This window comes from Rhodococcus sp. NPDC054953, from assembly GCF_053609225.1.
In genome coordinates, this window is sequence record NZ_JBSGXD010000003.1 from 67,409 (window position 1) to 92,681 (window position 25,273).

Below are 25,273 nucleotides of genomic sequence, written 5' to 3' on the forward strand. Positions count from 1 at the left end.
GTTGGGTGCGCGTTTCGGGGGGAGCATCGGCTCCCCACGGCGACGCGGGCGCGCGTTGACCCTGCTGGCGGCCGCGCTGGTGCTGCCGACCGCGGCAGGCCTGACCACCGCCACCATCGCCTCCGCCGAGCCGTCCTCGAGCCCGGCCGCGACGACCACCACCACCACCACCGTCGCGCCGCCGGACCCCGGGACGGACGTCCGGGAAACGCTGGCACCGAAATCGGCGACCACGCCGGTGTCCGCCACCGCGACGGAATCCGCGGAGCCGACGCCGACCACGACCGTCGCGCCGCCGACCACGACCGTCGCGGCCACGACCACGACGACCACCACGACCGCGGCACCGACCACGCCGCCGCCCGCCGCCGCGCCGCGGGTGATCTCGGCGCGGTCCGCGCCTGCACCGGACCGTTCGATCCCCGGCGTGTCGAAGGTGCAGTGGATCACCGACCGGCGGGTCGCGCTGTGGGTCGACTCGGCGGCGATGGGCGCACCGTTCCAGGTGCAGATCCTGCTGGCCAGGGACTGGAACGCCAGGCCGGACGCCACCTTCCCCGCGCTGTACCTGCTCGACGGACTGCGGGCGCGTGACGACGAGAGCGGCTGGACCATCGAGACCGATGCCGCCAGCTTCTACGCCGACAAGAACGTCAACGTCATCCTCCCGGTCGGCGGCCAGTCCAGCTTCTACTCCGACTGGCTGGAACCGGACAACGGCAAGTTCTACCAGCTCGAGACGTTCCTGACGAAGGAACTGCCCCCGGTGCTGGAGAACGGCATGCGGACCACCGGCACCCGCGGCGTGATCGGGCTGTCGATGGGCGGCACCTCGGCGATGTTCCTCGCCGCCCGCAACCCCGGCTTCTTCACGTTCGCCGGCTCGTTCTCCGGCTACCTGAGCACCACCTCGCTCGGCATGCCGCAGGCGCTGCAGTACGCGATGAACGATGCGGGCGGCTACAACGTCAACAAGATGTGGGGCCCGCCGAGCAACCCGCTGTGGAAGGAGCACGACCCGTACATCCTGGCGGAGAAGCTCAAGGGCACCAGCCTGTACATCTCCAGCGGCAGCGGCATGGCGGGCCCGTATGACCAGCCGTCCGGCATCCCCGGCGTGTCCACGAACTACGCGGGCATGGGCCTGGAGATTCTGTCCCGGCTGACCTCGCAGTCGTTCGCGACGAAGCTGAACAAGCTGGGGATCCCCGCGCAGGTCAACTACCGCCCGTCCGGCACCCACTCGTGGCCGTACTGGCAGTTCGAGATGCACCAGGCGTGGCCGCAGGTCGCGAACGCGCTCGGAACCGAGGTCAGCGCCCCGGCGTGCGGCCTGAACGGCGAGATCGGCGGGGTCGCGAACGCCAACCCGTGGCTCGGCGGCTGCGTGACCGGTGAATACTCGGTCGCCGGTGGCCTCGCGCAGGACTTCCACAACGGCCGGATCTTCTGGTCGGGCGGCACCGGCGCCCAGGTGGTGACCGGGATGATCGGCGGCGAATACCAGGCGATGGGCGGTCCCGCCGGCCCGCTCGGATTGCCGTCCACCAGCGAGTTCGGCACCCCCGACGGCCGCGGCCGCGGCAACCACTTCCAGGCCGGGTCGATCTACTGGACCCCGCAGACCGGTGCGCACGCGGTCCGCGGCGCGATCCGCGACGAGTGGGCGCGGCAGGGCTGGGAGCTGGGCCCGCTCGGCTACCCGGTCGGCGACGAGGTCGACACCCCGACCAAGGACGGCGCGGTGCAGGGCTTCGAGATCGGTGCCATGTACTGGAGCCCGACCACCGGCGCGAACGCGGTGCAGGGGCTGATCATGCAGAAGTACGCCGAGCTGGGGTACGAGAACAGCTGGCTCGGGTTCCCCCGGTCCAGTGAGCGGGGCCCGATCCGGGACAACGGCCGGTTCAACGAGTTCGAGCACGGCAACATCTACTGGAGCCCGGCGAGCGGCGCGTGGTCGGTGAAGAACGGGCCGATCTTCGACGCCTGGGCCAGGGAGAACTATGAGGGCGGCCGGCTCGGCTACCCGATCAGTGACGAATATCCCTTCGAGGGTGGTGTCCGGCAGAACTTCCAGTTCGGCACCATCACCGCCAAGGGTGGAAACACCCAGCTCGGATAGCGAATCGACGTCGGCGGGCCGGGTTGCGTAGAGCGGACCCGGCCCGTCGACGTCGGTACCCTCGACAGCGATCACCCGCGGCGTTCCGAGCGCCGACCACACAGAGGACTGTGACCCACATGCTCGTTTCTTCCCGTTCCCCGTTCGCCAGGGTGCTGGCCGTCGGCGCGTTCGCGGCCCTGTCCGTCGGGGTCCTCGCCGGCTGCGGCAGCGACGACTCGACGGCGTCGAGCACGCCGACCCTGACCACGGCGGCCGGATCGGGGTCGCCGACGGTGCCGCCGCTGGCGACCGGCATCGAGGTGCCCGCGTACACGACGCCGTCGGTCGCGGCGACCGCGCCGCCCGAGACCCCGGAGGCGGTGCCGAGCGGATTCCCCGGCCCCACCGAGGCCCCGGCCCTCGACGACCGCGGCCGCGCGTACCTGGAGGCGCTGAAGAAGGGCGGGGTGACCCCGGCCGACAACGGCGACATCGCGATCTCCACCGCGAACTACATCTGCGCGGCGAAGGAGAGCAACGTCGCCGAGGACGAGATTCTCGCGTACGTGACCGGCATGGCCGGTGTCGAGGCGGGGCTCGCCGGCGGGACGCCGACCGACGAGGACGCCACCAAGGCCGCCCGCGTCTACATCGACGCCGCACAGTCCACCTACTGCAAGTAAGCCATGTCTGCCGCACGGAAATCCCGCAGCCGCCTGCTGCGGACGCTGGTGGCCCTGATCGTGGTCCTGCTGGTCGCGCTCGTCGCGCTGGTGGCCTGGTACCTGCTCGCGGGCCGGGTCCCGAAGCCGCCGGTGACCCCGCCGGGGCCGGAGCGGCCGTCGGCGCAGCCGGCGAGCTGCCCCGACGTCCAGGTGGTCGCGATTCCCGGAACCTGGGAGTCCAGTGCCGCCGACGACCCGTTCGCCCCGACCGCGAACCCGAACTCCCTGATGCTCAACATCACCAGGCCGCTGCAGGCCGAGTTCGATCCGCAGCGGGTGCAGGTGTACACGGTGCCGTACGTGGCGCAGTTCTCGAACCCGGTCGCGCTGCCGCCGGACGGGCAGATGTCCTACAACAAGAGCCGCGGTGAGGGCACCGCGAAGGCAACCGACGTGCTGGCGGCGATGCACGCGGAGTGCCCGCTGACCAGTTTCGTGCTGACCGGGTTCTCGCAGGGTGCGGTGATCGCCGGTGACCTCGCGGCGAGCATCGGCGCCGGAACCGGGCCGGTCCCGGCGGACCTGGTGCTCGGGGTCGGGCTGATCGCCGACGGCAGGCGTGACCCGGCGGCCGGTGTGACCGTCGGCCCGCCGGTCGCGGGTGTCGGCGCGGAGTTGTCGCTGGCCGGGATTAAGCTGCCGGGCATCACGATGACCGGCGCCCGCCCCGGCGGATTCGGCGCGCTCAACGATCGGGCCGTGCAGATCTGTGCGCCGACGGACGGCATCTGCGATGCGCCTTCCGAGGCGTTCAAGCCGGGGAACTGGATGGGGAGCCTGTCCCGGCTCCTCGAATACGTCAACAATCCTGTGCACGCGCTGTATAACAGCTTCGTCGTTGATGGAAACGGCACCACGGCGACCCAGTGGATGACAAACTGGGCCGCTGAGAAGGTGCGTACGGCACCCACCCCTGCTCATGAGTGAGGGAGTCCCTGTGCACGAATAGGGGTGGGCGTCGGTACCCGATAGAGTGACCAACCGGTCACCAGCCGTTTCCGCACTGCCAGCTTTCAGGAGAATCGATCGATGAGTTCCGCCGACGCGCCCGCGCCGCGCAAGTTCCGGTTCGCGGCCGGTGGCGAGGGTAACGCCGACGAAGGCGGGGCCCGGCGCTTCGTCAAACTGGCCCAGCAGGCCGAGGAACTCGGGTACGACAGCTTCATGATCCCGGACCACCTCGGCAACCAGGTCGGCCCGATCGCGGCCCTCGGCGCCCTCGCCGTCGCCACCGACAAGATTCGGCTCGGAACGGCAGTGTTGGCCAACGGTTTTCGTCACCCCGCCGTCCTCGCGAAGGATGCAGCCACCATCGATGTGCTGTCCGGGGGACGCCTGGAGCTGGGCATCGGCGCGGGGTGGATGAAGGACGAGTTCGACAAGGCCGGGATCGCGTACGACCGGCCCGGTGTCCGGATCGCCAAGCTTGAGGAGTCCCTGCAGATCCTGGACACGCTGCTGCGCGGCCAGGAATGCACCTTCGAGGGCAAGTACTTCACGATCAACGGACTCAAGGGCAGCCCGCGACCGCGGCAGGGTCCGCGCCCCCCGATCGCGATCGGCGGCGGCGGCCCGAAGATGCTCGCGCTGGCCGCCAAGTACGCGGACATCGTGTCGCTGGCCCCGCCGAGCAACGCGGAGGGCCGGATGCTGCTCTCCGGGATCACGATGGAGGCCACCGCGGCCCGGGTCGACCGGATCCGGGAGGCGGCGGGGGACCGGTTCGACGACATCGAACTGAACTGGACGATCACCACGATCATGCCGACCGATGATCGGGAGGCGATGGCGGAGATGGCGTTGGCGGCGATCGCGAACGGGTACCCGCCGAACATCGAGGCGGACGTCACGCTGACCGTCGAGGAGATCCTCAACTCGCCGTACCTGGCGATCGGCACCTACGAGGAGATCGCCGACCAGATCAGGGCCGTTCGCGCGCGCACGTCGATGTCGTACGTCGGCATCTTCCCGACCCAGATGGAAGCGTTCGCGCCAGTCATTGCCCAGCTCAAGGGGGAATGACCGGCGTGGGACTGTAATATTCCGTTGGTTTGGGGTGCGAAACAGGTCGTTGTCAAGACGCGATCTGACTATTGCCACTAGACACTGATTGCATGATCCCCTCGCGGGAGCAGGGAATGAAGCCCGCCGGTGCGCGATCCTGGCGCCGGGGCTTGCCTTGGAGGAGAAGGTATGAAGAACTTCGATGACTACGTCGACGGATCCGGCCAGATCGTTCTGACGCCGGGCAACACCCTTGTCGACTACGTCGAGCAGCACACTCGGGACAACGCCGACGAGCTGGCATACCGCTACATCGACTACTCCCGTGAACGCGACGGCGAGGTGCACGAGCTCACCTGGAACCAGTTCGGGGTCCGGCTGCGCGCGGTCGCGGCCCGGCTGCAGCAGGTGACCAAGCCCGGCGACCGGGTCGCGGTCCTCGCCCCGCAGGGCCTCGACTACGTGATCTCGTTCTTCGCCGCCATCCACGCCGGGACCATCGCGGTGCCGCTGTTCGACCCGGACGAGCCCGGCCACACCGACCGCCTGCACGCGGTCCTCGGCGACTGCGAACCCGCCGCGATCCTCACCGCGTCCGAGTCGGCCGCGGGCGTCCGGCAGCTGTTCCGGTCGCTGCCCGCGCCGCAGCGGCCCCGGATCATCGCCGTCGACGCCATCCCGGACACCGTCGGCGAGACGTGGAGCAACCCGGATCCCGCCCTCGACGACATCGCCTACCTGCAGTACACGTCGGGCTCGACCCGCGTCCCCGCCGGTGTCGAGATCACCCACCGGGCGGTCGGCACGAACGCGCTGCAGATGGCCGACGCGATCGGGCTGAGCACCGACTCCCGCGGCGTCACCTGGCTGCCGCTGTTCCACGACATGGGCCTGCTGACGGTGATCCTGCCCGCGCTGGGCGGCAAGTACATCACGATCATGAGCCCGCGGGCGTTCGTCGCCCGCCCGTACCGCTGGATCAAGGAACTCGCCGCGGTCGCCGACGGTGCCGGCACGTTCGCGGCGGCGCCGAACTTCGCGTTCGAGCACGCCGCCGCCCGCGGCCTGCCGAAGAGCGGCGAGACCCTCGACCTGTCCAACGTGATCGGCCTGATCAACGGCAGCGAGCCGGTCACCACCTCGTCGATGCGCAAGTTCAACGAGGCCTTCGCGCCGTACGGGCTGCCGAAGACCGCGATCAAGCCGTCCTACGGCATGGCCGAGGCGACGCTGTTCGTCTCGACCACCGACCAGGCCGACGAGGCCAGGGTCATCTACGTCGACCGGGACCGGCTGGGGCAGGGCCGGATGGTCAAGGTCGCGCAGGACGCGCCCGGCGCCATCGCGCAGGTCTCCTGCGGGCACGTCGCGCGCAGCCAGTGGGCCGCGATCGTCGACCCCGAGACCGGTGCCGAGGTCGCGGACGAGCACGTCGGCGAGATCTGGCTGCACGGCAACAACATGGGCATCGGCTACTGGGGCCGCACCGACGAGACCGCGCAGACCTTCCACAACAAGCTCACCGACCGGCTGACCGAGGGCAGCAAGGCCGACGGCACCCCCGCGGACGCGAACTGGATGCGCACCGGCGACTACGGCGTCTACGTGGACGGCGAGCTGTACATCACCGGCCGGGTCAAGGACCTGGTGATCGTCGACGGCCGCAACCACTACCCGCAGGACCTCGAGTTCTCGGCGCAGGAGTCGAGCACCGCGCTGCGGCCCGGGTTCGTCGCCGCGTTCGCGGTGCCGGCGAACCAGCTGCCCGCGGAGGTCTTCGAGTTCGGCGCCGCCGGCCTCAGCTACGACGCGGACGACGCCTCCGAGCAGCTCGTGGTCGTCGCCGAACGCGCCCCCGGCGCGGGCAAGGCCGACCCGGCCCCGGTCGCCGACGCGGTGCGGGCGGCGATCTCCGGTCGGCACGGGGTCACCGCGCGCGACGTGCTGCTGGTGCCCGCCGGTTCCATCCCCCGCACGTCCAGCGGAAAAATTGCGCGACGCGCCTGCAAGGCCGCGTACATCGAGGGCACCCTGCGCGGCGGCTACCAGCAGACCGCGTTCCCGGACAGCGTCTGAACGCGCAACCGTCCCCGACGACCCCTCCGACGACGAGTAGCGTGATGCACTGATGGCTGAGACAGAGATGACGGTCGCGCAGCTGCGCGAATGGCTGCGGAACTGGGTTGCCGGGGTCACCGGGCAACCGGTCGACCAGATTTCCGACGACCGGCCGATGGAGGAGTTCGGCCTGTCGTCGCGGGACGCCGTCGCCCTGTCCGGGGAGATCGAGGACCTGCTCGGCGTCACCCTGAGCGCGACCGTCGCCTACCAGCATCCGACGATCGCCTCGCTCGCGACCCGGATCATCGAGGGTGAGCCGGAGGCACCGGAGGGCGCGGACGAGGCCGGGTACTACGCGCCGCGCGACCTGTCCGGCGCGCACGACGTCGCGATCGTCGGCCTTGCGTCCCGGTTCCCCGGAACCGGGCACACCCCCGACGAGATGTGGCGGCTGCTGATCGAGGGCCGGGACGCGGTCACCGACCTGCCCGAGGGACGCTGGTCGGAGTTCGCGGCCGACCCGCAGATCGCGGACGCCATCGCGAAGGCGAACACCAAGGGCGGCTACCTCGACGACGTGAAGGGCTTCGACGCGGAGTTTTTCGCGATGTCGCCGCTCGAGGTCCGCAACGTCGACCCGCAGCAGCGGCTCGCGCTGGAACTGGCGTGGGAGGCGCTTGAGCACGCCCACATCCCGGCCAACGAGCTCAAGGGCGAGCAGGTCGGTGTGTTCATCGGCAGCTCCGCCAACGACTACCAGCTGCTCGCGGTCAGCGACCCGGTGCACGCGCACCCGTACGCGCTGACCGGCACCTCCACCTCGATCGTCGCGAACCGGGTCTCCTACTTCTACGATTTCCGCGGCCCGTCCGTCGCGATGGACACCGCCTGCTCGTCGTCGCTGGTCGCGGTGCACCAGGCGGTCCGGTCGCTGCGCACCGGCGAATCGGACATCGCGCTGGCCGGCGGCGTCAACATGCTGATCGCGCCCGCCGGGACCCTCGGCTTCGACGAGACCGGTGTCCTCACCGCCGACGGCAAGATCAAGGCGTTCTCCTCCGACGCGAACGGCATCGTCCGCGCCGAGGGCGGCGGCCTGGTCGTCCTCAAGCGGCTCGAGGACGCCGAACGCGACGGCGACACGATCCTCGCCGTCATCGCCGGATCCGCCGTCAACCAGGACGGCCGCTCCAACGGCATCGTCGCCCCGAACCCGGACGCGCAGGCCGACGTGCTGCGCGCCGCCTACCGGGACGCGGGCATCGTGCCGTCCGGCGTCGACTACATCGAGGCGCACGGCACCGGCACCATCCTCGGCGACCCGATCGAGGCGGATGCCCTCGGTCGCGTCGTCGGCCGCGGCCGCGACGCCGACAAGCCGGCGCTGCTCGGCTCCGCGAAGACCAACTTCGGCCACCTCGAGTCCGCGGCGGGCGCCGCCGGGCTGATCAAGGTCGTACTGGCGATGCGGGAGGACAAGCTCCCGCCGTCGCTGAACTATGCGGGCCCCAACCCGTACATCGACTTCGCCGGGGCGCACCTGCAGGTGATCCCCGAGGCCACCGACTGGCCGCGGTACACCGGCCGCGCGATCGCGGGCGTCTCCGGCTTCGGTTTCGGCGGCACCAACGCCCACGTCGTGGTGCGCGAGTACGAGGCGCCTGCGGCGCCCGTGAGTCCTTCTGGTCTCGAGGTGGGCCAAAAGGACGCACAGGCGGCGGAGCCGCTCGACGTCGCGGCCGAGGCGGAGTCCGTCCTGGCCGACGCCGCCGAGTCGATGGGCATCGAGGCGCCTGCGGCACCTGTGAGTCCTTCTGGTCTCGAGGCGGGCCAAAAGGACGCACAGGCAGCGGAGCTGCCGGTGCTGCTGCCGGTGTCGGCGTCGATGCCATCCCGCCGCCGCCGCGCCGCGTCCGACCTCGCCGACTGGCTCGAGACGGAGATCGGCAGCACCACCGGACTCGACGACCTGGCCCGCACCCTCGCCGGGCGCAACCACGGCCGCTCCCGCGCGGTGGTGCTGGCCCGCACGCACGCCGAGGCGATCGCCGGACTGCGTGCCGTCGCGGCGGGCAAGCCGGGGCCCGGCGTCTTCTCCGCCGACGCGCCCGCCGCGAAGGGCGCGGTGTGGGTGTTCTCCGGGTTCGGGTCGCAGCACCGCAAGATGGCCAAGCAGCTGTACCTGAACAATCCGGTGTTCCGGGCCGCCGTCGACCAGGTCGACGAGCTGATCGAGTTCGAGACCGGCTACAAGATGGCCGAGAAATTCCTCGACGACGCCGTCGACTACGACGTCGAGACCTCCCAGGTCGGCATCTTCACCATCCAGATCGGCCTGGCCGCACTGCTGCGGCAGCACGGCGCCGAGCCGGAGGCCGCGGTCGGGCACTCGATGGGCGAGGCCGCCGCGGCGTATGTCACCGGGGGGCTCTCCCTCGAGGATGCGGTCCGGGTCATCACCGCCCGTTCCCGGCTGATGGGTGAGGGCGAGTCCGCGCTGGTCGGCGACGACATCCGGCTGATGGCGCTGGTCGAGTACAGCGCCGCCGAGATCGAGGGCGTGCTCGGCGACTTCCCGCACCTCGAGGTCTGCGTGTACGCGGCACCGACGCACACCGTCATCGGCGGCCCCCAGCCCGAGGTCGAGGCGATCGTCGCGCGGGCCGAGGCCGAGGAGAAGATGGGCCGGATCCTGCAGACGAAGGGCGCCAGCCACACGTCGCAGGTCGACCCGATCCTCGGTGAGTTGGCCGCGGAACTCGCCGGTATCGAGCCGCACCCGCTGACCGTCGGGCTGTACTCGTCGGTCGACAAGGAGACCTTCTACCGGGCAGGCCACGGCCCGATCCACCCGGTCGAGTACTGGACCAAGGGCATGCGGCACAGCGTGTACTTCACCAACGCGGTGCGGATGGCCGTCGACGCCGGACACACCACGTTCGTCGAGTTGGCACCGAACCCGGCGACGCTGATGTCGGTGGCCGCCACCGTGTTCGACGCGGGCGTGCACGACGCCCAGCTGATCCCGACGCTCAAGCGCAAGGAGGACGAGGAGGTCGGCGTCCTCACCGCGCTCGCGCAGCTGTATGTGCACGGGCAGCCGGTGAACCTGTCGTCGCTGCTGCCCGCGGGCGGCTTCGCGAACCCGCCGCGGACCGTGTTCCTGCGCAAGGACCACTGGCTCGACGTCCAGGTCAGCGCGGGCGGCACCACCCGCGCGCCGGGTGCGCACGTGTCGCTGCCCGACGGCAGGCACGTGTGGGAGGTTGCGGCGACCGCCGTCACCGACCTGAACGAGCTCGCGACTTCTGCTGCCACGCAGGTGCTTTCGGATGTGACGCTGACCGCCGCTATTGCGCGCGGGGAGCTTCCGCAGTCCGGCACCCTGACCACGACGCTCAGCCCGCATCCGGGTGGCGCTGCGCTGCAGGTGCATTCGAAGACGGACGGTTCCTTCGCGCTGCTGTTCGACGCGGTCGTCAGCTCCGGTGAGGCGCTGCCCGAACCGGTGATCGCCGCACCCGCGGCACGGTCCAGTTCGCCGATGGAGGAGCTGCCGGAGGTCGTCGAATCCTTCGGCGACACGTGGGATCCGAACGGAAGCCAGTCCCTCGAGGATCGGCTGGCGCTGATTGTTGCCGAGTCGATGGGCTACGCGGTCGAGGACCTGCCCGCCGAGATCCCGCTGATCGAACTGGGTTTGGATTCGCTGATGGCGGTGCGGATCAAGAACCGCGTCGAGTACGAGTTCGATATCCCGCAGTTGCAGCTCACCGCGGTCAAGGACGCGAACCTGCGCGAGGTCGAGAAGTACCTGCGCTACGCGGTCGAGAACCGGGACGAGGTCGCGGCGCTCGCCGCGCAGCAGCAGGCGGAGAAGGAGGCCGAAACTGCCTCCGAGGCGATGGATTCCGTGCTCGGCGCGGAGACCACCAGTCCGGTCGCGGAGGCGGAGGAGATCCTCTCCGCCGAGGCACCGGACGGCGCTGCCGTCGCCGCCCCGAGCGTCGGCGACGCCTCCGACGAGGACGTCAACGTGCCGCCGCGCGACGCAGCCGAACGCCTGACGTTCGCCACCTGGGCGGTGGTGACCGGCAAGTCCGCGAAGGGCATCTTCAACATTCTCCCGGTCCTCGACGACGACACCGCCGAGAAGCTGGCCGCGCGCCTGAGCGACCGCGCCGGTGGCGACGTGAGCTTCGATGACGTCCTCGACTGCGAGACGATCGAGCAACTCGCCGAGAAGGTGCGGCCGCATCTCGAGGACGAGGGCAAGATCGACGGACTCGTCCGGGTGCTCCGAGCGCGTCCCGAAGGCTCCTCAGCCGTACCGGTTTTCGTCTTCCACCCGGCCGGCGGATCCACCGTCGCGTACGAGCCGCTGCTCAAGCGACTCCCCGCAGGAACCCCGATGTACGGCTTCGAACGCACCGAGGGGCCGATCGAGGTCCGGGCCCGCGAGTACCTGCCGCTGATCACCGAGATCCAGGGCGACGGACCGTACGTGCTGTACGGCTGGTCACTCGGCGGCGCGCTGTCCTACGCGGTGGCGAAGCTGCTGCGTGAGCAGGGCAAGGACGTCCGGGTCGTCGGCCTGATCGATACCGTGATGGCGGGCGAGGAGGTCGAGGACACCCCCGACGAGATCCGCAAGCGCTGGCAGCGGTACGCCGCATTCGCGAAGAAGACCTACAACGTCGACGCGCCGCTGCCGTACGACAAGCTCGCGGCGGCGGAGTCCGACGAGGAGCAGATCGAGATCCTGATGAACCTGCTCAAGGTGAGCGGCGCGAAGATCCCGGGCGGGATCATCGAGCACCAGCGCACCTCGTGGCTCGACAACCGGGCGCTGCAGACCGTCAGGCCGGACCGCTACGACGGCCACGTCGTCCTGTACATGGCGGACAAGTACCACGACGACGCGATCGCGCTCGAGCCCGCGTTCGGGACGCGCACCCCCGACGGCGGGTGGGCGAAGGTCGCCGAGGACCTCGAGGTCGTCTACGTCGGCGGTGACCACGTCCAGATCGTCGACGAACCGTACATCGCGAAGGTGGGTGCCGATCTGACCGAACGGCTGGCCGCCATCGAAGCCGAGAACCGGAGTAACTGAGTGAGCACCACCACCGCCGAGAAGCTGGCCGAACTGCGGGAGAAGCTCGAGGTCTCGAAGGCCCCCGGCAACCCGAAGGCGATCGAGAAGCGTCGGGTGAAGGGCCTCCCGACGCCTCGCGAGCGCATCGACATGCTGCTCGACCCCGGCACCTTCGTCGAGTTGGGGCAGCTCGCCAGGCAGCCCGGCGACCCGTCGAACCCCTACGGTGACGGCGTCGTCACCGGTCACGGGCTCGTCGACGGCCGCCCGGTCGCGGTGTTCGCCCACGACCAGACCGTTTTCGGCGGTGCGGCAGGCGAGATCTTCGGCCGAAAAGTGGCTGCGGTCAACGACTTTGCGATCAAGATCGGTTGCCCCGTTGTCGGCATCAACGAGTCGGCGGGTGCCCGCATCCAGGACGCGGTGACGTCCCTGGCGTGGTACGCCGAAATGGGTCGCAGGCAGGAACCGCTGTCGGGGATGTGCCCGCAGATCTCGATCATCCTCGGCAAGTGCGCGGGCGGTGCCGTCTACGCACCGATCAACACCGACGTCGTGATCGCGACCGAAGAGTCGTACATGTTCGTCACCGGACCCGACGTGATCAAGTCCGTCACCGGCGAGGACGTCAGCCTCGACGAGCTCGGTGGCGCACGGAATCAGGTGGAGTACGGCAACATTCACCACGTCGCGCCCGACGAGAAGGCCGCGTTCGAGTGGGCGCGCAAGTACCTGAGCTACATGCCGTCGAGCTGCACCGAGCAGCCGCCGATCATCAACCCCGGCCTTGAGCCGGAGATCACCCCGGACGACCTCGAGCTCGACACGTTCATGCCGGACGCCGACAACGCGGGCTACGACATGCACGACATCCTGGTGAAGATCTTCGACGACGGGGACTTCCACGAGGTCCGCAGTCAGACGGCGCAGAACATCATCACCGGCTTCGCGCGGGTCGACGGCCGTCCGGTCGGTGTCGTGGCGAACCAGCCGATGCACCTGTCCGGTGCGCTGGACGCCGCCTCCTCCGACAAGGCCGCCCACTTCGTCCGCGTCTGCGACGCCTACGACATCCCGCTGGTGTTCGTCGTCGACACCCCCGGCTTCCTGGTCGGGGTGGAGCAGGAGAAGATCGGCGTCATCAAGCGCGGTGGCCGGTTCCTGTTCGCGTTCGTCGAGGCGACGGTCCCGAAGGTCACCGTCGTGGTGCGCAAGTCGTACGGCGGCGGCTACGCGGTGATGGGCTCCAAGCAGCTCGGCGCCGACATCAACTTCGCCTGGCCGACCGCCCGGATCGCGGTCATGGGCGCGGAGGGCGCGGTCAACATCATCGGGCGCAGGCAGATCGAGGCAGCTGGCGAGAACGCACCCGCGGTGCGCCGGGACCTGATCAACTTCTACAACGAGCACGTTGCGACGCCGTACATTGCCGCCGAGCGCGGCTACGTCGACGCGGTGATCGATCCGTCGACCACCCGCCTCGAGATCCGCAAGGCCCTCACCGTGCTCCGCGACAAGACCGTTTTCAAGAATCCGCGCAAGCATCACCTGCTGCCGTTCTGACCCCCATACAGGTTCCCTAATGTCACATTGGCGCACTCCACGATCCCCAATGTGACATTAGGGAACCTTGGGGCGGAGTCGAACCTTTGGGCGTGGTCGGGACGCAGCGTGCCCGTAATTGTCCCTGAGGTCTTGCAGTGCGAGTGCGGGGTTCTGGCGCAGCGTCTTCGGCAGATGGCACAGCACGACTATCCCCGCCGCCTGCATGCGCGCCCGACGGAGCACGGTTGCCTCGTGATCGGTCAGGGTCAGGTGGTGCTTGAGGGAGTCGATTTCCCAGGCCATCGCAACATCGTCGATCCAACCGTCCGGCGACGCGACGAATTCCCCGTTGTGGTTTTCGACCTCGCGGTTGTGCACCATCGTGGGCAGCCCGCTCCGCTTGTAGATGCGTTGGGCGTGGATCTCCTCGACGGAATGCGCATCGTCGGCAAGCTCTCTCAGGACGGATCTGGCCAGGGCGGTCCCACGACGGGAGCCCTCGGCGAGTTCGATCGCGAGCTCCTCGAGCGAGGTGTCGCCGCGCTGGATGACCTCGGCCAGCAGTGCGCGGCAGTCGTCGCGCCGACCGATTCGCCGCGCCGCGTCCATCGCTGCCCTGGTGACCGAGGCGTAGCGAACGGGTCCACGGTCGCTGATCTCGCTGGCGTCCGGCATGCGCCAGGTCCGTTCGACCTTGACGTACCCGGTCGGTGCCCGGTGCCGTGATGCGGGAATGAGGAGCAGGACGTCCGACATTGTCGCCGAACGACGGAATCCGTGCTCAGCGAGTGCGGCGTGACCGGACAGGACGCTGTCAGGTCCGCCGTACATCAGGGCGGCGGTCGCACGCTGTCGTGCACTGGGGACCCCGTTGTGCAGCAGAATGATCCCGGGAAGAATCCGTTGCCACGGACCGCCCGGAAGGCAGTAGCGGGCGAGGGTCTTCGGTGCGACGCCGAGACCGCGGAGGGTGCTCGACCGGATGGCTAGGTTCGTGCTGTACCCGACGAGCGTGTTGTAGTCGTCGGCCCATTTTCCGCGTCGCATGCCGTCAGTGTGGGTGGTCGCCGGCGCGGGAGGTTCCGTCCGAGCCCCGACTCCTGGCGTTCTGTGGATGAATCTCCGGCCTGTGGATAGTTGAGATTCCTCCACACCGGAGGTTCCCTAATGTCACATTCAGGATCGTGGAGTGAGTCAATGTGACATTAGGGAACCTCGGGCTATGGGTAGACGCGCATCATGCCGGGGCTCCAGAAGCCGGAGCGGGTCACCGTGGCCGTGTCGACGGTGGCCGGGGTGGCGTCGGGGAAGTGCCGGGTGTACCGCTCCAGCGCGCCCCAGTCCCGACCCCAGTCGTCCTTCATGTAGGTGGGGACGGTGGAGGATTCGGCGAGCATTTCGGTCCAGCCGAGCGGGCCGCCGTTCTCCGCGGCCTGCCAGGTGTCGGTGGAGCTGACGGCCAGCGGCCGGTCCGGCAGGATCCGGTAGCCCGGCATCTCCGCGACGCCGTAGCGGTGGTCGAACGGGCGTTGACACGGGAACTGCAACCCGACGGCCCAGTCCAGCAGCACCGGCTGCTCGGAGCCGAGATAGGTGTTCAGTGTCTGCAGCTGCGGCACCCGCGGCGGGGTGAACGCCAGCCACTGGTCACCGGAGAGGTTCGGGTCGTTGGCGGTGATCCGGACGGTGTCGGTCTCGGCGGGCAACTCGTCCAACGGGATCCGCAGATTCCGCCACGACGGGGCGGGCCCGATGTCCTTGGGCAGGTAGCTGCCGAGGATGGTGACGGTGCCGTCGGCCTCCCGATGGCCGTACTCAAGGCGCAGGGCCTGCCCGTAGGTCACCTCGCCGTCCTTCGACTCCGACCAGATGCGGCCCGCCGCCGTCACCACGACGAGCGGGGCGTCGTCGCTGCGGGCGGGCAGCGCGTACCAGCTCGACGTCAGCAGCGCGGGCTCCTGCACCCCGGTCTGGTAGCTGCCGAGGACCGGGGTGGTGGCCGGGTCGAGGCCGAACGGCAGCTTCGCGGTCGATCCGTTGACGCCGCGGGCCCCGGTGCCGCCCTCGGTGCCGGCACTGGCGCCGGTGACGAATTCCGGTCCGACGGACTGGTTGTCGGTGTTCGCCTGACCGGGCTTGACCTCGGTGTAGTCGGCGGTGAGGTCGGATGGAACCCCGTCGGGGCCGAAGCCGACGGCGTTCACGCCTGCGAGCGGATCCGTGACCCCGGGTTCCGGGAGTGGTTGCAGCCGACCGGCGTTCGGGTCGGCCTCGGTGAGCACGTGGTCGGCGAGCCCGCACGGCGACCCGGTGACGGCGTCGATGTTGGAGCGCGCCAACGAGTACGCCGGGTACTGCGCGACCGCGCCCTTCGTCAGGGACAGCACCTCGAACAGCACCATCAGTGCCGCGACGACGGTCAGCGGCATCGCGGCCAACGCCGTGATGCGGCGTCGACGGCTGCCCGACGCCCGCACCTGCTTGCCGATGAAGTCCTCGCGGAAGTACTGCCAGCCGACCAGCAGCACGCACGCCACGAACAGCACCAGCAGCACGGTGTTGACCTGGATCCCGGCCAGGGAGACGGTCTTGTCGAACCACGGGATGCCGTAGCTGGAGACGTACCACCAGCCGTTGATGCCGGAGAACGAGAAGGCGAGCACCAGCAGCAGACCGGCCGCGAACATGGTCCGGTTGCGACGCGAGCGCAGCGCCGTCGCGGACACCGCGACCGCGGTCAGCGCGGCGAGGGCGCCTGCGATACCCGCGTACACGCCGAAGTGGTGGGTCCACTTCGTCGGGTTGAACATCATGAAGAAGACGGTGCCGAACACGACGCCGAGCAGACGCCACGACGGCCCGACGGCGGCGCCGGGAACCCGCTTGCGGCGCAGCAGCACGAACAGCGTCGTGAACAGGCACAGCACCATCACCAGGAACGCGAACCGGCGGGAGACCGAACCGTCGACGGTCTGCACGAACAGGTAGTAGTAGCGCAGGAACTCCTCGTACCACTGCATGTTCGGGCCGATCAGGGTGCGCACCCGGGTGGCCTCGCGAACCCCGGCGAAGGTCTGGTCGGCGAACACCGCGACCAGCACCACCGCGCCGGACGCGAGCAGCGGCGCCACCAGCGGCCAGGTGCCGACGGCGCGGTGCCTGCGGACGACGATGCGGACCATCGGCCGGGCGCCCGCGAGCAGCGCGGCGACGCACATCAGGCCGGTGGGGGCGGCGCCGAGCGAGAACGCGGCGATCATGATCGCGACGGCGGCAGGGAGCAGGCGGCCGGTGGCGATGGACCGTTCGACCGAGCACCAGGTGAGCAGGGCGCCGAGCGCGACGATCGGCTCGGGGCGCAGGCCGTTGTCGTAGGGCAGCCAGAACGCGAGGAACACCAGGCCGCCGGTCCACACCGCGGCCTGGTTCAGGCGGACGGCGCGGCCGAGCCGGGGGAGCACCTCCCGGCTGATGACCAGCCAGCACACGATGCCCGCGATCAGGGCGGGCAGCCGCATCCAGGGGCTGGCGGTGGAGACCTTCGCCATCGCCGCGAGGACGTCGTAGTACCAGCCGAACGGCGCCTCGGGGACCCCGAACCAGCGAAAGTAGTTCGCCATGTAGCCGGAATGCTCGGACACCCGGGCCATCGTCAGCAGGTAGCCGTCGTCGGAGGTGTTCGCGCCGATGAAGTGCCACAGCACCAGGGTGCCGACGATCACCCCGTCCAGCGGACGGACCCGCCACCAGTGCGACGGGAAGAAGCGGCGGGCGCGGCGGCCGTCGATGCCGTCGAGGCGGTGCAGCGCGACCAGGGAACTGACCGTCAGCAGCACCGCGAGCACCATCGCGGCGAGCTTGACCAGGGTCGGGGACGACGAGAACCGGGAGTCGAGGTTGGAGGTGAACGTGAGGCCGTCGGGGGCGGCACCGGTCAGGTCGGTGAAGACGCCGACGACCTGCGGGCGCAGGTCGCCGGTGAGGGTGCCGGTGACCGGGTTGCCGTCGACGGTCAGGCCCTCGAAGGTGGCGGTGGTGGCGTCGATGTCCGAGCTGATGGCGATCGTCGTGCAGCCGCCGCCCGCGACCGCGTCCCTGGGCGCGGAGGCGACGACGACGTTCCGGTCGAGGACGTCGACGCTGGTCTCGGTGACCCGGACGGACATCGCGTTCAGCGGGGCGCCGCTGCCGTCCGGTGGTGCGGTGCCGAGCAGCAGCCCACCCGACGCGGGCAGGTCGTCGACCAGGCGGCAGGGGATCGACGCCCGCAGGTCGATCGGCACCTGCGCCATCAGCGGCGCCTCGACGCTGCCGACGGTGCCGGCCTGCGGCCAGTTCAGGGTCGCCGCGGTCTGCGTGATCGGCAGGAACGGGGTCGCCACCGCTAGCACGAACCCGAGCAGACCGGTCACGATCGCGACCAGCCGGGCGGTCCGGTACTGGGTGCGCGGGTCGGGTAACGGTGCTGGCGCGGGGGCGGGCGCGGTGGCGGTCAGGGCGTCGGACACGGTTGTCGATGGTATGACAGCCACCTGAGTGGCCCTCACAGCATCGACGAACCGGCGCCGGGGGTCAGCGGGCCGCGATCGGGCCCGGCGACCAGAGGCCGGACCTGGTCACCGTCTCGGTGACGACGGTGGCGGTGCCCGCCGTCGGGTCGAGCGGGGTGTACCGCTCGAGCGAGCCCCAGTCCCGCGCCCAGTCGTGGTTCAGGTAGCTGGGCATGGTCTCCGCGGTCAGCAGCAGGTTCACCCAGCCGAGCGGGCCGCCGCCGAACGCGTCCTGCCAGGCGTTGGTGGAGTCGGCCCCGACCCGGTCGGGCAGGATCCGGAACTCGGGGACCTCCGCGACGCCGTAGCGGTGGTCGAACGGCCGCTGGCAGGGGAAGGACAGCCCGACGGACCAGTCCAGCAGCACCGGCGCCTGCGACCCGACAACGTCCTGCAGCGTCCGCGTCTGCGGCAGCCGCGGCGGGGTGACCGCCAGCCACTGCTTCGGGGTGAGGTCGTGGTCGTCGGCGACGAGGCGGACCGCGTCGGCGTCGGCGGGGATCGCGTCCATCGGCACCCGCAGGTTCCGCCACGACGGGGACGGGCCGATGTCGATCGGCGCGACCGCGCCGAGCACGTCGACCGAGCCGTCCGCGTTTCGGGTGCCGTACTCGACGTGCAGGTCCTGCCCGTGGGTTTCGATGCCGTCGGGGTCGACGTACCGGATCCGGCCCGCGGCGGTGACCACCAGCAGCGGGGTCGCGTCGCTGCGGTCGGGCAGCGCGTACCAGCCGGTGGTCAGGTGCGCGGGCCCGTCGCTGCCGGAACTGCCGAGGACCGGGGTGGTCGCGGGGTCCAGGCCGAACGGCAACGCGACGGAACTGCCGTTGACACCGGTGCTTCCGGTGCCGCCGCCGGTCCCGGCGGAGGTGGTTCCGGTGGTGGTGGTCGACCCGGTGTCGACGGTGTTGGCGCCGCCCGCCGCCTTGGCCTCCTCGTCGGCGGTCAGGTCGACGGGCACCCCGTTCGGGGTGAACCCGGTGTTCTCGGCCGCGGCGAACGGGTCGGGTCCGGCGGTCAGCGGGGCCAGCATGCCCGCGTTGGCGTCCGGTTCGATCAGCACGTCGTTTGCGAGCGCGCAGCTGTCGCCGGTGAGGGTGTCCAGGTTGGACCGCGCCACCGAGTAGGCCGGGTACTGGCCGACGGCGGCCTTCGCGAGGGACAGCACCTCGACGAGCACGATGAACGCCGCGGCCAGCGTCAGCGGCGACGCGATCAGCGTCCGCAGCCCGGGCCGCACCGGCTGTTCCGGCCCCCGATACGGTTCGCGCAGGTGCTGCCAGCCCGCGTACAGCAGAACCAGGATGCTCAGCGCGAGGAACGCGGTGGAGAACGGTTTGCCGCTGATCGACGGCGGCTTGTCCCACCAGGGGACGCCGTAGCTGGAGACGTACCACCAGCCGTTGGATCCGGTGAACGCCAGCGCCAGCAGGAACAGCACGCCGGACGCGAACAGCGCGCGGTTGCGGCGGGAGCGGGCGGTGGCCGCGGCGATCCCGACGGCGGTGACCGCGGCGATCGACCCGGCGAGGCCCGCGTACACCCCGAAATGGTGCGTCCACTTCGTCGGCGTCGACATCATCAGCAGCAGCGAGACGAACACGATGCCGAGGATGCGGCGGGACGGGCCAGCCGCCGCGCCGGGGATCCGGCCGCGCCCGCGCAGCAGCAGCATCGCGCACACGATCAGGCACAGCACCATCGCGAACACCCCGAACCGGCGGGCGAGGGACCCGTCCGGTGAGATGTTCAGCAGCGCCTCATACCGCTGGTACTCGCCGAACCAGGACACGTTCGGCCCGATCTCGGTGCGGACCTTGATCGCCTCGAACACGACCGCGAGGGTCTGGTCGGCGAAGATCGCGATCAGCACCACCGTGCCCGCCGCGAGGACCGGCGCGAGCAGCGGCAGCACCCCGGTGCCGCTGGCGCGGGTGACGACCAGCTTCACCAGCGGCCGCAGGCTGACGATCAGCGCGGCGACCGCGATCAGTCCGGTCGGCCCGGCGGCGAGCGAGAACGCGGCGAGCAGCACACCGACCGCGGCGGGCAGCAGCCTGCCGGTGGCGATCGCCCGCTCGATCGAGCACCAGGTGAGCAGGGCGCCGAGCGCGATCACCGGTTCGGGGCGCAGGCCGTTGTCGTAGGGCAACCAGAAGGACAGGAACACCAGCCCGGCGGTCCACACCGCGATCCGGTTGCGGCGCACCGCGCGGCCGAGGCGGGGGATCACCTCCCTGCTGATCACCAGCCAGCACAGGATCCCGGCGACCAGGGTGGGCAGCCGCATCCAGGTGCTGGCGGTGGACACCTTCGCCAGCGCGGCGAGGACGTCGTAGTACCAGCCGAACGGCGCCTCCGACACCCCGAACCAGCGGTAGTAGTTGGCCATGTAGCCGGAGTGTTCCGACGCCCGGGCCATCGTCAGCAGGTAGCCGTCGTCGGAGGTGTTCGCGCCGATGAAGTGCCACACCACCAGGGTCCCGATCACGACGGCGTCGACGGCGCCGAACCGCAGCCAGTGCCGCGGCAGGAAGCGGCGGGCGCGGCGCCCGTCGGCGAGGTCCAGCCGGTGCAGCGCGGCCAGCGACAGCAGCGTCGCCGCCGCCCCGACGATCATCGCGATCACCTTGAACGCGGTGGGGCTCGACGAGAAGCGGGAGTCGAGGTCGGCGTGCACCTCGAGGCCGGCGAGGGCGGTGCCCTCACTCGTGCCCGGGGCGGTGCCCTCACTATTGCCCGGGGCGGGCCCGGTCAGGTCGGTGAACAGCCCCACCAGCTGGGGGCGCTGGTCGCCGGTGACCTCGGCGGTCACCGGCCCGGTCCCGTCGGCGGCGTCCAGCCCGGCGAACGTCGCGGTGGTTCCGTCGGCGTCGGAGTGCAGGACGAGGGCGCTGCACCCGGTCAGGTCGGCCAGCGGCGCCGCGACCATCCGTCCGCCGCGCAGGACGACGGAGACGGTGCGGTCCTCGTCCGTCCCGACGGCGACGGTGAGGCCGACCGTCTCGGCGTCGGGCGCGGAGGCAGGGACGGTGGACAGGACGGTGCCGCCGTCCGCGCCGAGGTCCGCGAACACCGGGCAGGGAATGTGGGCGTCGAGGGTGAGCGGCTCGTAGCTCACCAGCGGCGCCTCGACGCCGGTCAGCTCGCCGTTCTGCGGCCACGACAGGGTCGCGGCCTGCTGCGAGACGGGCAGCAGCGGCGTCGCGACCGCGAGGAGGAAGCCGAGCAGTCCGGCGACGGTCGCGATCAGCCGCACCGTGCGGGAGGCACGCTGATCCGGCGCCTGCGGGGACGTGGGGACGGCGGGGGCGTCGGACTCGGCTGGCACAGGGATCGATCGTATGGGATGGGCGGGCCGTCGCAGGCGAGCGTGGCCCATCAGTGGAAACGCCGCCGGTGATGCGGGGCGGCATCACCGGCGGCGGGTCGAGGGCCGGACGACGCCGCGAGGGAGCGGTGGCCCGGTCGGCCGGGGTCAGGAGTCGAAGGCGAAACCTCCTCCGCCCTCGGCGCCGCCGCCGGCCGCACTGCCGACACTCGGTCCGAGCAGCGACGCGATCAGCGAGAACATGGTCGAGAAGGACATGGGAGCTCCTGATGTCGCGGTCCGGCACCGGTCGGTGCCTGCTGCCATTCGACCGGGTGCTGGCGGCTCCCGCCGCGATTCGGCGGCAGGTTAGGGGACGGTGGGGGGCAGATCGGACATCCCCGACCCCCTATGTGCGCCCCGGGGCGGCGCTCCCGGGGGTGCCGCGTCTGATGTACTGGCCCCCCGACGAAGCGAGGTGAGAATCGATGGCGGGGCGCCACCGTGGTCTTCCGTACCTGGTCCGACTGGTCGTTGCCGGTCTCGTCTGTGTGACGGTTGCCCTCGCGGCGGGGGCGGGTGTGGTTGCGGCGCAGCCCTCGTCGGGGTCCACCGCCGACGAGGACGTGCTCGGGTACCTGCAGGCGCAACTGCGCGCGTCCCACGTTCCGTCCGCGGCGTACGCGATCGTGGCGGACGGTGGGGTGACAGGTTCGGGAGCGCTCGGTGCCGGCGTCACGGTCGACACGCCGTTCCTGCTCGGCTCGCTGAGTAAATCGTTCACCGCGCTCGCCGTGATGCAGCTGGTCGATCAGGGCAGGATCGCCCTCGATTCGCCGATCACCCAGTACATTTCGTGGTTCCGCACCGCAGGCGGAAGCGAGCCGATCACCGTCCGGCACCTGCTCGAGCAGACCAGCGGGTTGCCCACCGCTGCCGGAACGGTGGACCTGTACGAGCCGTCCGTCACCCTGGAGGACCGGGTCCGAGCCCTCGCCGACGTCGAACTCGTCAGCACACCAGGCGCCGAATTCCACTACTGCAACAAGAATTACGCCACCCTCGGCCTGCTGGTGGAGACGGTGTCCGGGCAGGCCTTCGCCGACTACGTCCAGGCGCACATCTTCGATCCGCTCCGGATGACGCGCAGCTTCACCGACCTCGATGCGGCGCGCGAGGCCGGACTGGTCGAGGGCACCACCACCGTCTTCGGTGCGTCCGTCGAACGGGACACCCCGGCCTTTCCCGGCGCGCTCCCCGACGGCTATCTGATCTCCACCGCAGGCGATCTCGGCCACTACCTCGAGTTTCAGATGACGGGCAGCTTCGACGGCGTCCGCCTGCTGTCCGAGGCCGGCCTCGCGCTCATGCACGCCCCCGCGGTCCCGATCGCCGACGACGGCGCGCTGTCCGGCGTCGACCACTACGGATTCGGCTGGGGTGCCGGGTCGGTGGCCGGGCAGCCGGTCGTCCGGCACGACGGCGACCTGGCCAACTACCACTCCAATCTGGGATTCCTTCCCGACCGCGGCGTCGGACTGGTCGTTCTCACGGCAGCCAACCCGGTTCTGGTGGACAGCGGGACGGCGTTCGATGGTGCGATGGCGATGCTCGCGGGCGATGGCGCACCGTCGATCAGCAACGCCTTCACCGTCACCTACGTCGTCGTCGGCGCGGTCGCCGCGGTGGCCCTGCTGGCGATGGTGCTGGCGACACGGGGACAGGTCCGGCGCGCACGCACCCTGCCGCGGCGGTTGCGGGACAACGGTTTCGTCGCGGGCGCGCTGCTGCCGGGCCTGCGCGACCTCGCAGCCGCGGTCGCGGTGTATGTCGCGGTGTTCGTCGGGGTCGGGTATCTCGGTTTCGGCGGGCCGGTGTCGATTGCCGTCGCGTTCGGTGCGCTGCCCGACGTCACCGTGCTCGTGCTGGTGATCGTGGCGTTCCTGGCGCTCCGTGCCCTCGCCTGGGTCGGCTACGGGATGCTGGTCCGGGCCAGGGCGGGGGTGCCGCGCCCGCTCCCGACCTGAACGGTTCGCGCCACCCGGCGACGGCGGCTCAGCGTGCCCGCAGGTCCCACACCCACACGTCGGAGGCCCGGTGCCCCTGGTCCCGGAGCAGGTCCTGCACCGTCAGCCGCAGCGCCCGCTCGTTGCTGCCGTGCGGCATGACGAGAACGTCGGCCCGCCAGTACGCCAGGTCGGCGGCGGCCTCGGCGCGCATCGCGTCGGTGACGTGCGGGACGACGCCGTCCTTCTGCACCCGCGCGAGCAGGCTCGCGGTCGGACGGTCGTCGGGGCCGTACTTGGCCTTCTTGTCCGGGCCGACCGGGCCGACGAAGTAGCCGCCAGCCAGCGGGAACCCGAAGCCGGCCTCGACCTGCCAGGTCAGGGCGCGGGCGTCCTCGGGGCGGGGCAGCGGGATGGTCACGACGGAGCCGCCGCCGACGTACTGCCGCCAGGTGCCGTCGGTGAAGAACTGGGGCGCGGGCGCGCGCTCAACGGCGTGCAGGGGCAGCGGGGTCAGCGGCAGCAGGGCGAGGACCAGCGCCGCCGTCCACGGCGCCAGGGTGGCCCGCTCGCGGCGGGCCCGGTCGATGGTCAACGCGAGCAGCAGCGCGATCGCGGGGATCGCCCCCATCGCGAAGCGGGTTTCGAGGACCGATTCGAGCAACGGCAGCCGCTCAAGCAGCGACCACGGCAGCCAGATACCGGTGCCGTCCCGGCCGATGGTCAGCTCGGCGCCGAGGGACAGCGTGCACAGCGCGACGACGGTGATCGCGGCGGCGCGGGCGATCGCGACCCGGCGCAGCCACACCGCGGCGGCGAGCGTGACGGCCAGCAGCGGCCAGCCGAAGTAGGCGTTCTCCTCGGTCGCGTTGATCGCGACGTCCTGACCGGGGGTGACGCGGCCGCCGACGGACTGGCGCGGGAACTGCAGCAGCGCCTTGAGGTCGTTACCCATCGGGCCGTGGTCGATGGAGCGGTAGCTCTGCGGGCCAAAGAACTGCCACCACAGCGGCCCCGCGGTCAGGATCAACGCGATCAGCGCGGCGAGCAGCAGCGGCTTCGTCGCGCGCCGTGCCGCGGGAAGGAACAGCCGGGGCCGGACCGCGTAGTAGGCGGCGGTGAACACCCCGAACGTGAGGGCGGTGATCAGCAGCGGCTCCTCACCGAGCGCGATCTGCATCGCGACCAGCAGGCCCAGCCAGACGGCGGTGCGGGTTCCGGCGCCGCGGGAGAGGCGGATCACGCAGCCGAGGATCACCGGGAGCAGCGCCAGCACCACGAAGTTGGGGTGCCCGTTGGCGTGCGAGATCACCGCGGGCGCGAAGCCGCAGAACAGGCCGCCGACGGTCGCCGCGACCCGGGACACGTCCGCGTAGCGGCGCAGGAACCAGTACCAGGCGTACGCGGTGGCGGCGAGCCCGAACGTCAACACCAGCGTCCAGGTGACGGTCGGGCCGAGCAGCAGCGTGATCGGCGCGAGCGGGACGCTGACCCCGAACATCGCGGTGTTCGCCATCAGGTTCACACCCTGCGGATAGTTCTGCAGCAGTGACCCGAGCGGATTGTCGAGGCGGGTGATCGAGCGGGCGGCGAGGGCGAAGAACCACTCCCACATTCGCTGATCCTGGCCGCTGCCGGTGAGGTACCCGGACGCGGGCTGCCGCCACTGGTTGCCCATCACGACGACGGCGAGCGCGGTGAACCCGGCCGCGACCAGCAGATCGGGGCGGGCCGGTCGCGGGCCGCGGCGACGCGTCGCGGCCCGCGTGGTCGACGGTGCGACCACGGTCGATGTCGAGTCCGCTGTCATGCACCGTCCCTTCGATCGGTTGGCACCCGGAGCGGGCACCAACCGATCACGCTACCGACC

12 protein-coding genes are annotated in these 25,273 nt (G+C 70.6%); 8 read left to right on the top strand and 4 right to left on the bottom strand.

Annotated features, from left to right (window positions below):
• Nucleotides 1-238 precede the first annotated feature (238 nt).
• From ACWF62_RS03325 to ACWF62_RS03355, 7 genes are all read left to right on the top strand, one after another.
• A complete protein-coding gene (locus ACWF62_RS03325; protein WP_452629469.1) occupies nt 239-2,125 on the top strand; it encodes an alpha/beta hydrolase-fold protein in 1,887 nt (628 codons plus the stop codon).
• 119 nt (nt 2,126-2,244) lie between these two features.
• Nucleotides 2,245-2,790, top strand: a complete 546-nt coding sequence (locus tag ACWF62_RS03330) for a DUF732 domain-containing protein (protein WP_378507605.1) — start codon at nt 2,245-2,247, stop codon at nt 2,788-2,790.
• 3 nt (nt 2,791-2,793) lie between these two features.
• Nucleotides 2,794-3,759, top strand: a complete 966-nt coding sequence (locus ACWF62_RS03335; RefSeq protein ID WP_378507606.1) for a cutinase family protein — start codon at nt 2,794-2,796, stop codon at nt 3,757-3,759.
• 102 nt (nt 3,760-3,861) lie between these two features.
• Nucleotides 3,862-4,854, top strand: a complete 993-nt coding sequence (locus tag ACWF62_RS03340) for an LLM class F420-dependent oxidoreductase (protein WP_378507607.1) — start codon at nt 3,862-3,864, stop codon at nt 4,852-4,854.
• Nucleotides 4,855-5,025: 171 nt separating this feature from the next.
• Complete coding sequence (fadD32, locus tag ACWF62_RS03345) at nt 5,026-6,912, top strand: long-chain-fatty-acid--AMP ligase FadD32 (protein WP_378507608.1); 1,887 nt, start codon at nt 5,026-5,028, stop codon at nt 6,910-6,912.
• 67 nt (nt 6,913-6,979) lie between these two features.
• Nucleotides 6,980-12,010, top strand: coding sequence for a polyketide synthase Pks13 (pks13, locus tag ACWF62_RS03350; RefSeq protein WP_452629470.1), 5,031 nt, complete (start codon nt 6,980-6,982; stop codon nt 12,008-12,010).
• On the top strand, nt 12,011-13,555 hold the full coding sequence (locus tag ACWF62_RS03355; protein WP_378507609.1) for an acyl-CoA carboxylase subunit beta: 1,545 nt from the start codon (nt 12,011-12,013) through the stop codon (nt 13,553-13,555).
• 57 nt (nt 13,556-13,612) lie between these two features.
• Here the strand turns inward: ACWF62_RS03355 and ACWF62_RS03360 are convergent, their stop codons facing one another.
• From ACWF62_RS03360 to ACWF62_RS03370, 3 genes are all read right to left on the bottom strand, one after another.
• Complete coding sequence (locus ACWF62_RS03360) at nt 13,613-14,584, bottom strand: hypothetical protein (protein ID WP_452629413.1); 972 nt, start codon at nt 14,582-14,584, stop codon at nt 13,613-13,615.
• Nucleotides 14,585-14,757: 173 nt separating this feature from the next.
• The gene (locus ACWF62_RS03365; protein ID WP_452629414.1) at nt 14,758-18,045 is read right to left on the bottom strand and encodes an arabinosyltransferase domain-containing protein; all 3,288 of its coding nucleotides are present in this window, start codon (nt 18,043-18,045) and stop codon (nt 14,758-14,760) included.
• A gap of 64 nt (nt 18,046-18,109) precedes the next feature.
• Entirely contained in the window at nt 18,110-21,469 is a 3,360-nt protein-coding gene (locus ACWF62_RS03370; RefSeq protein WP_452629415.1) for an arabinosyltransferase domain-containing protein, read from the bottom strand.
• A 416-nt stretch (nt 21,470-21,885) separates the two neighbouring features.
• Here ACWF62_RS03370 and ACWF62_RS03375 point away from each other — a divergent pair, with 416 nt between their 5' ends.
• The gene (locus ACWF62_RS03375; protein WP_452629416.1) at nt 21,886-23,424 is read left to right on the top strand and encodes a serine hydrolase domain-containing protein; all 1,539 of its coding nucleotides are present in this window, start codon (nt 21,886-21,888) and stop codon (nt 23,422-23,424) included.
• Between the two features lie 28 nt (nt 23,425-23,452).
• Here ACWF62_RS03375 and ACWF62_RS03380 read toward each other — a convergent pair whose 3' ends face one another.
• Nucleotides 23,453-25,213, bottom strand: coding sequence for a glycosyl transferase (locus tag ACWF62_RS03380; RefSeq protein ID WP_378507614.1), 1,761 nt, complete (start codon nt 25,211-25,213; stop codon nt 23,453-23,455).
• Nucleotides 25,214-25,273 lie beyond the last annotated feature (60 nt).

Bases quoted from the DNA above. Each gene is read 5' to 3' on its own strand.
- ACWF62_RS03370 (WP_452629415.1), bottom strand. From the start codon at position 21,469: ATGGGCCACGCTCGCCTGCGACGGCCCGCCCATCCCATACGATCGATC.
- ACWF62_RS03330 (WP_378507605.1), top strand. From the start codon at position 2,245: ATGCTCGTTTCTTCCCGTTCCCCGTTCGCCAGGGTGCTGGCCGTCGGC.
- ACWF62_RS03335 (WP_378507606.1), top strand. From the start codon at position 2,794: ATGTCTGCCGCACGGAAATCCCGCAGCCGCCTGCTGCGGACGCTGGTG.
- ACWF62_RS03340 (WP_378507607.1), top strand. From the start codon at position 3,862: ATGAGTTCCGCCGACGCGCCCGCGCCGCGCAAGTTCCGGTTCGCGGCC.
- ACWF62_RS03380 (WP_378507614.1), bottom strand. From the start codon at position 25,213: ATGACAGCGGACTCGACATCGACCGTGGTCGCACCGTCGACCACGCGG.
- ACWF62_RS03375 (WP_452629416.1), top strand. From the start codon at position 21,886: ATGGCGGGGCGCCACCGTGGTCTTCCGTACCTGGTCCGACTGGTCGTT.
- fadD32 (WP_378507608.1), top strand. From the start codon at position 5,026: ATGAAGAACTTCGATGACTACGTCGACGGATCCGGCCAGATCGTTCTG.
- pks13 (WP_452629470.1), top strand. From the start codon at position 6,980: ATGACGGTCGCGCAGCTGCGCGAATGGCTGCGGAACTGGGTTGCCGGG.
- ACWF62_RS03360 (WP_452629413.1), bottom strand. From the start codon at position 14,584: ATGCGACGCGGAAAATGGGCCGACGACTACAACACGCTCGTCGGGTAC.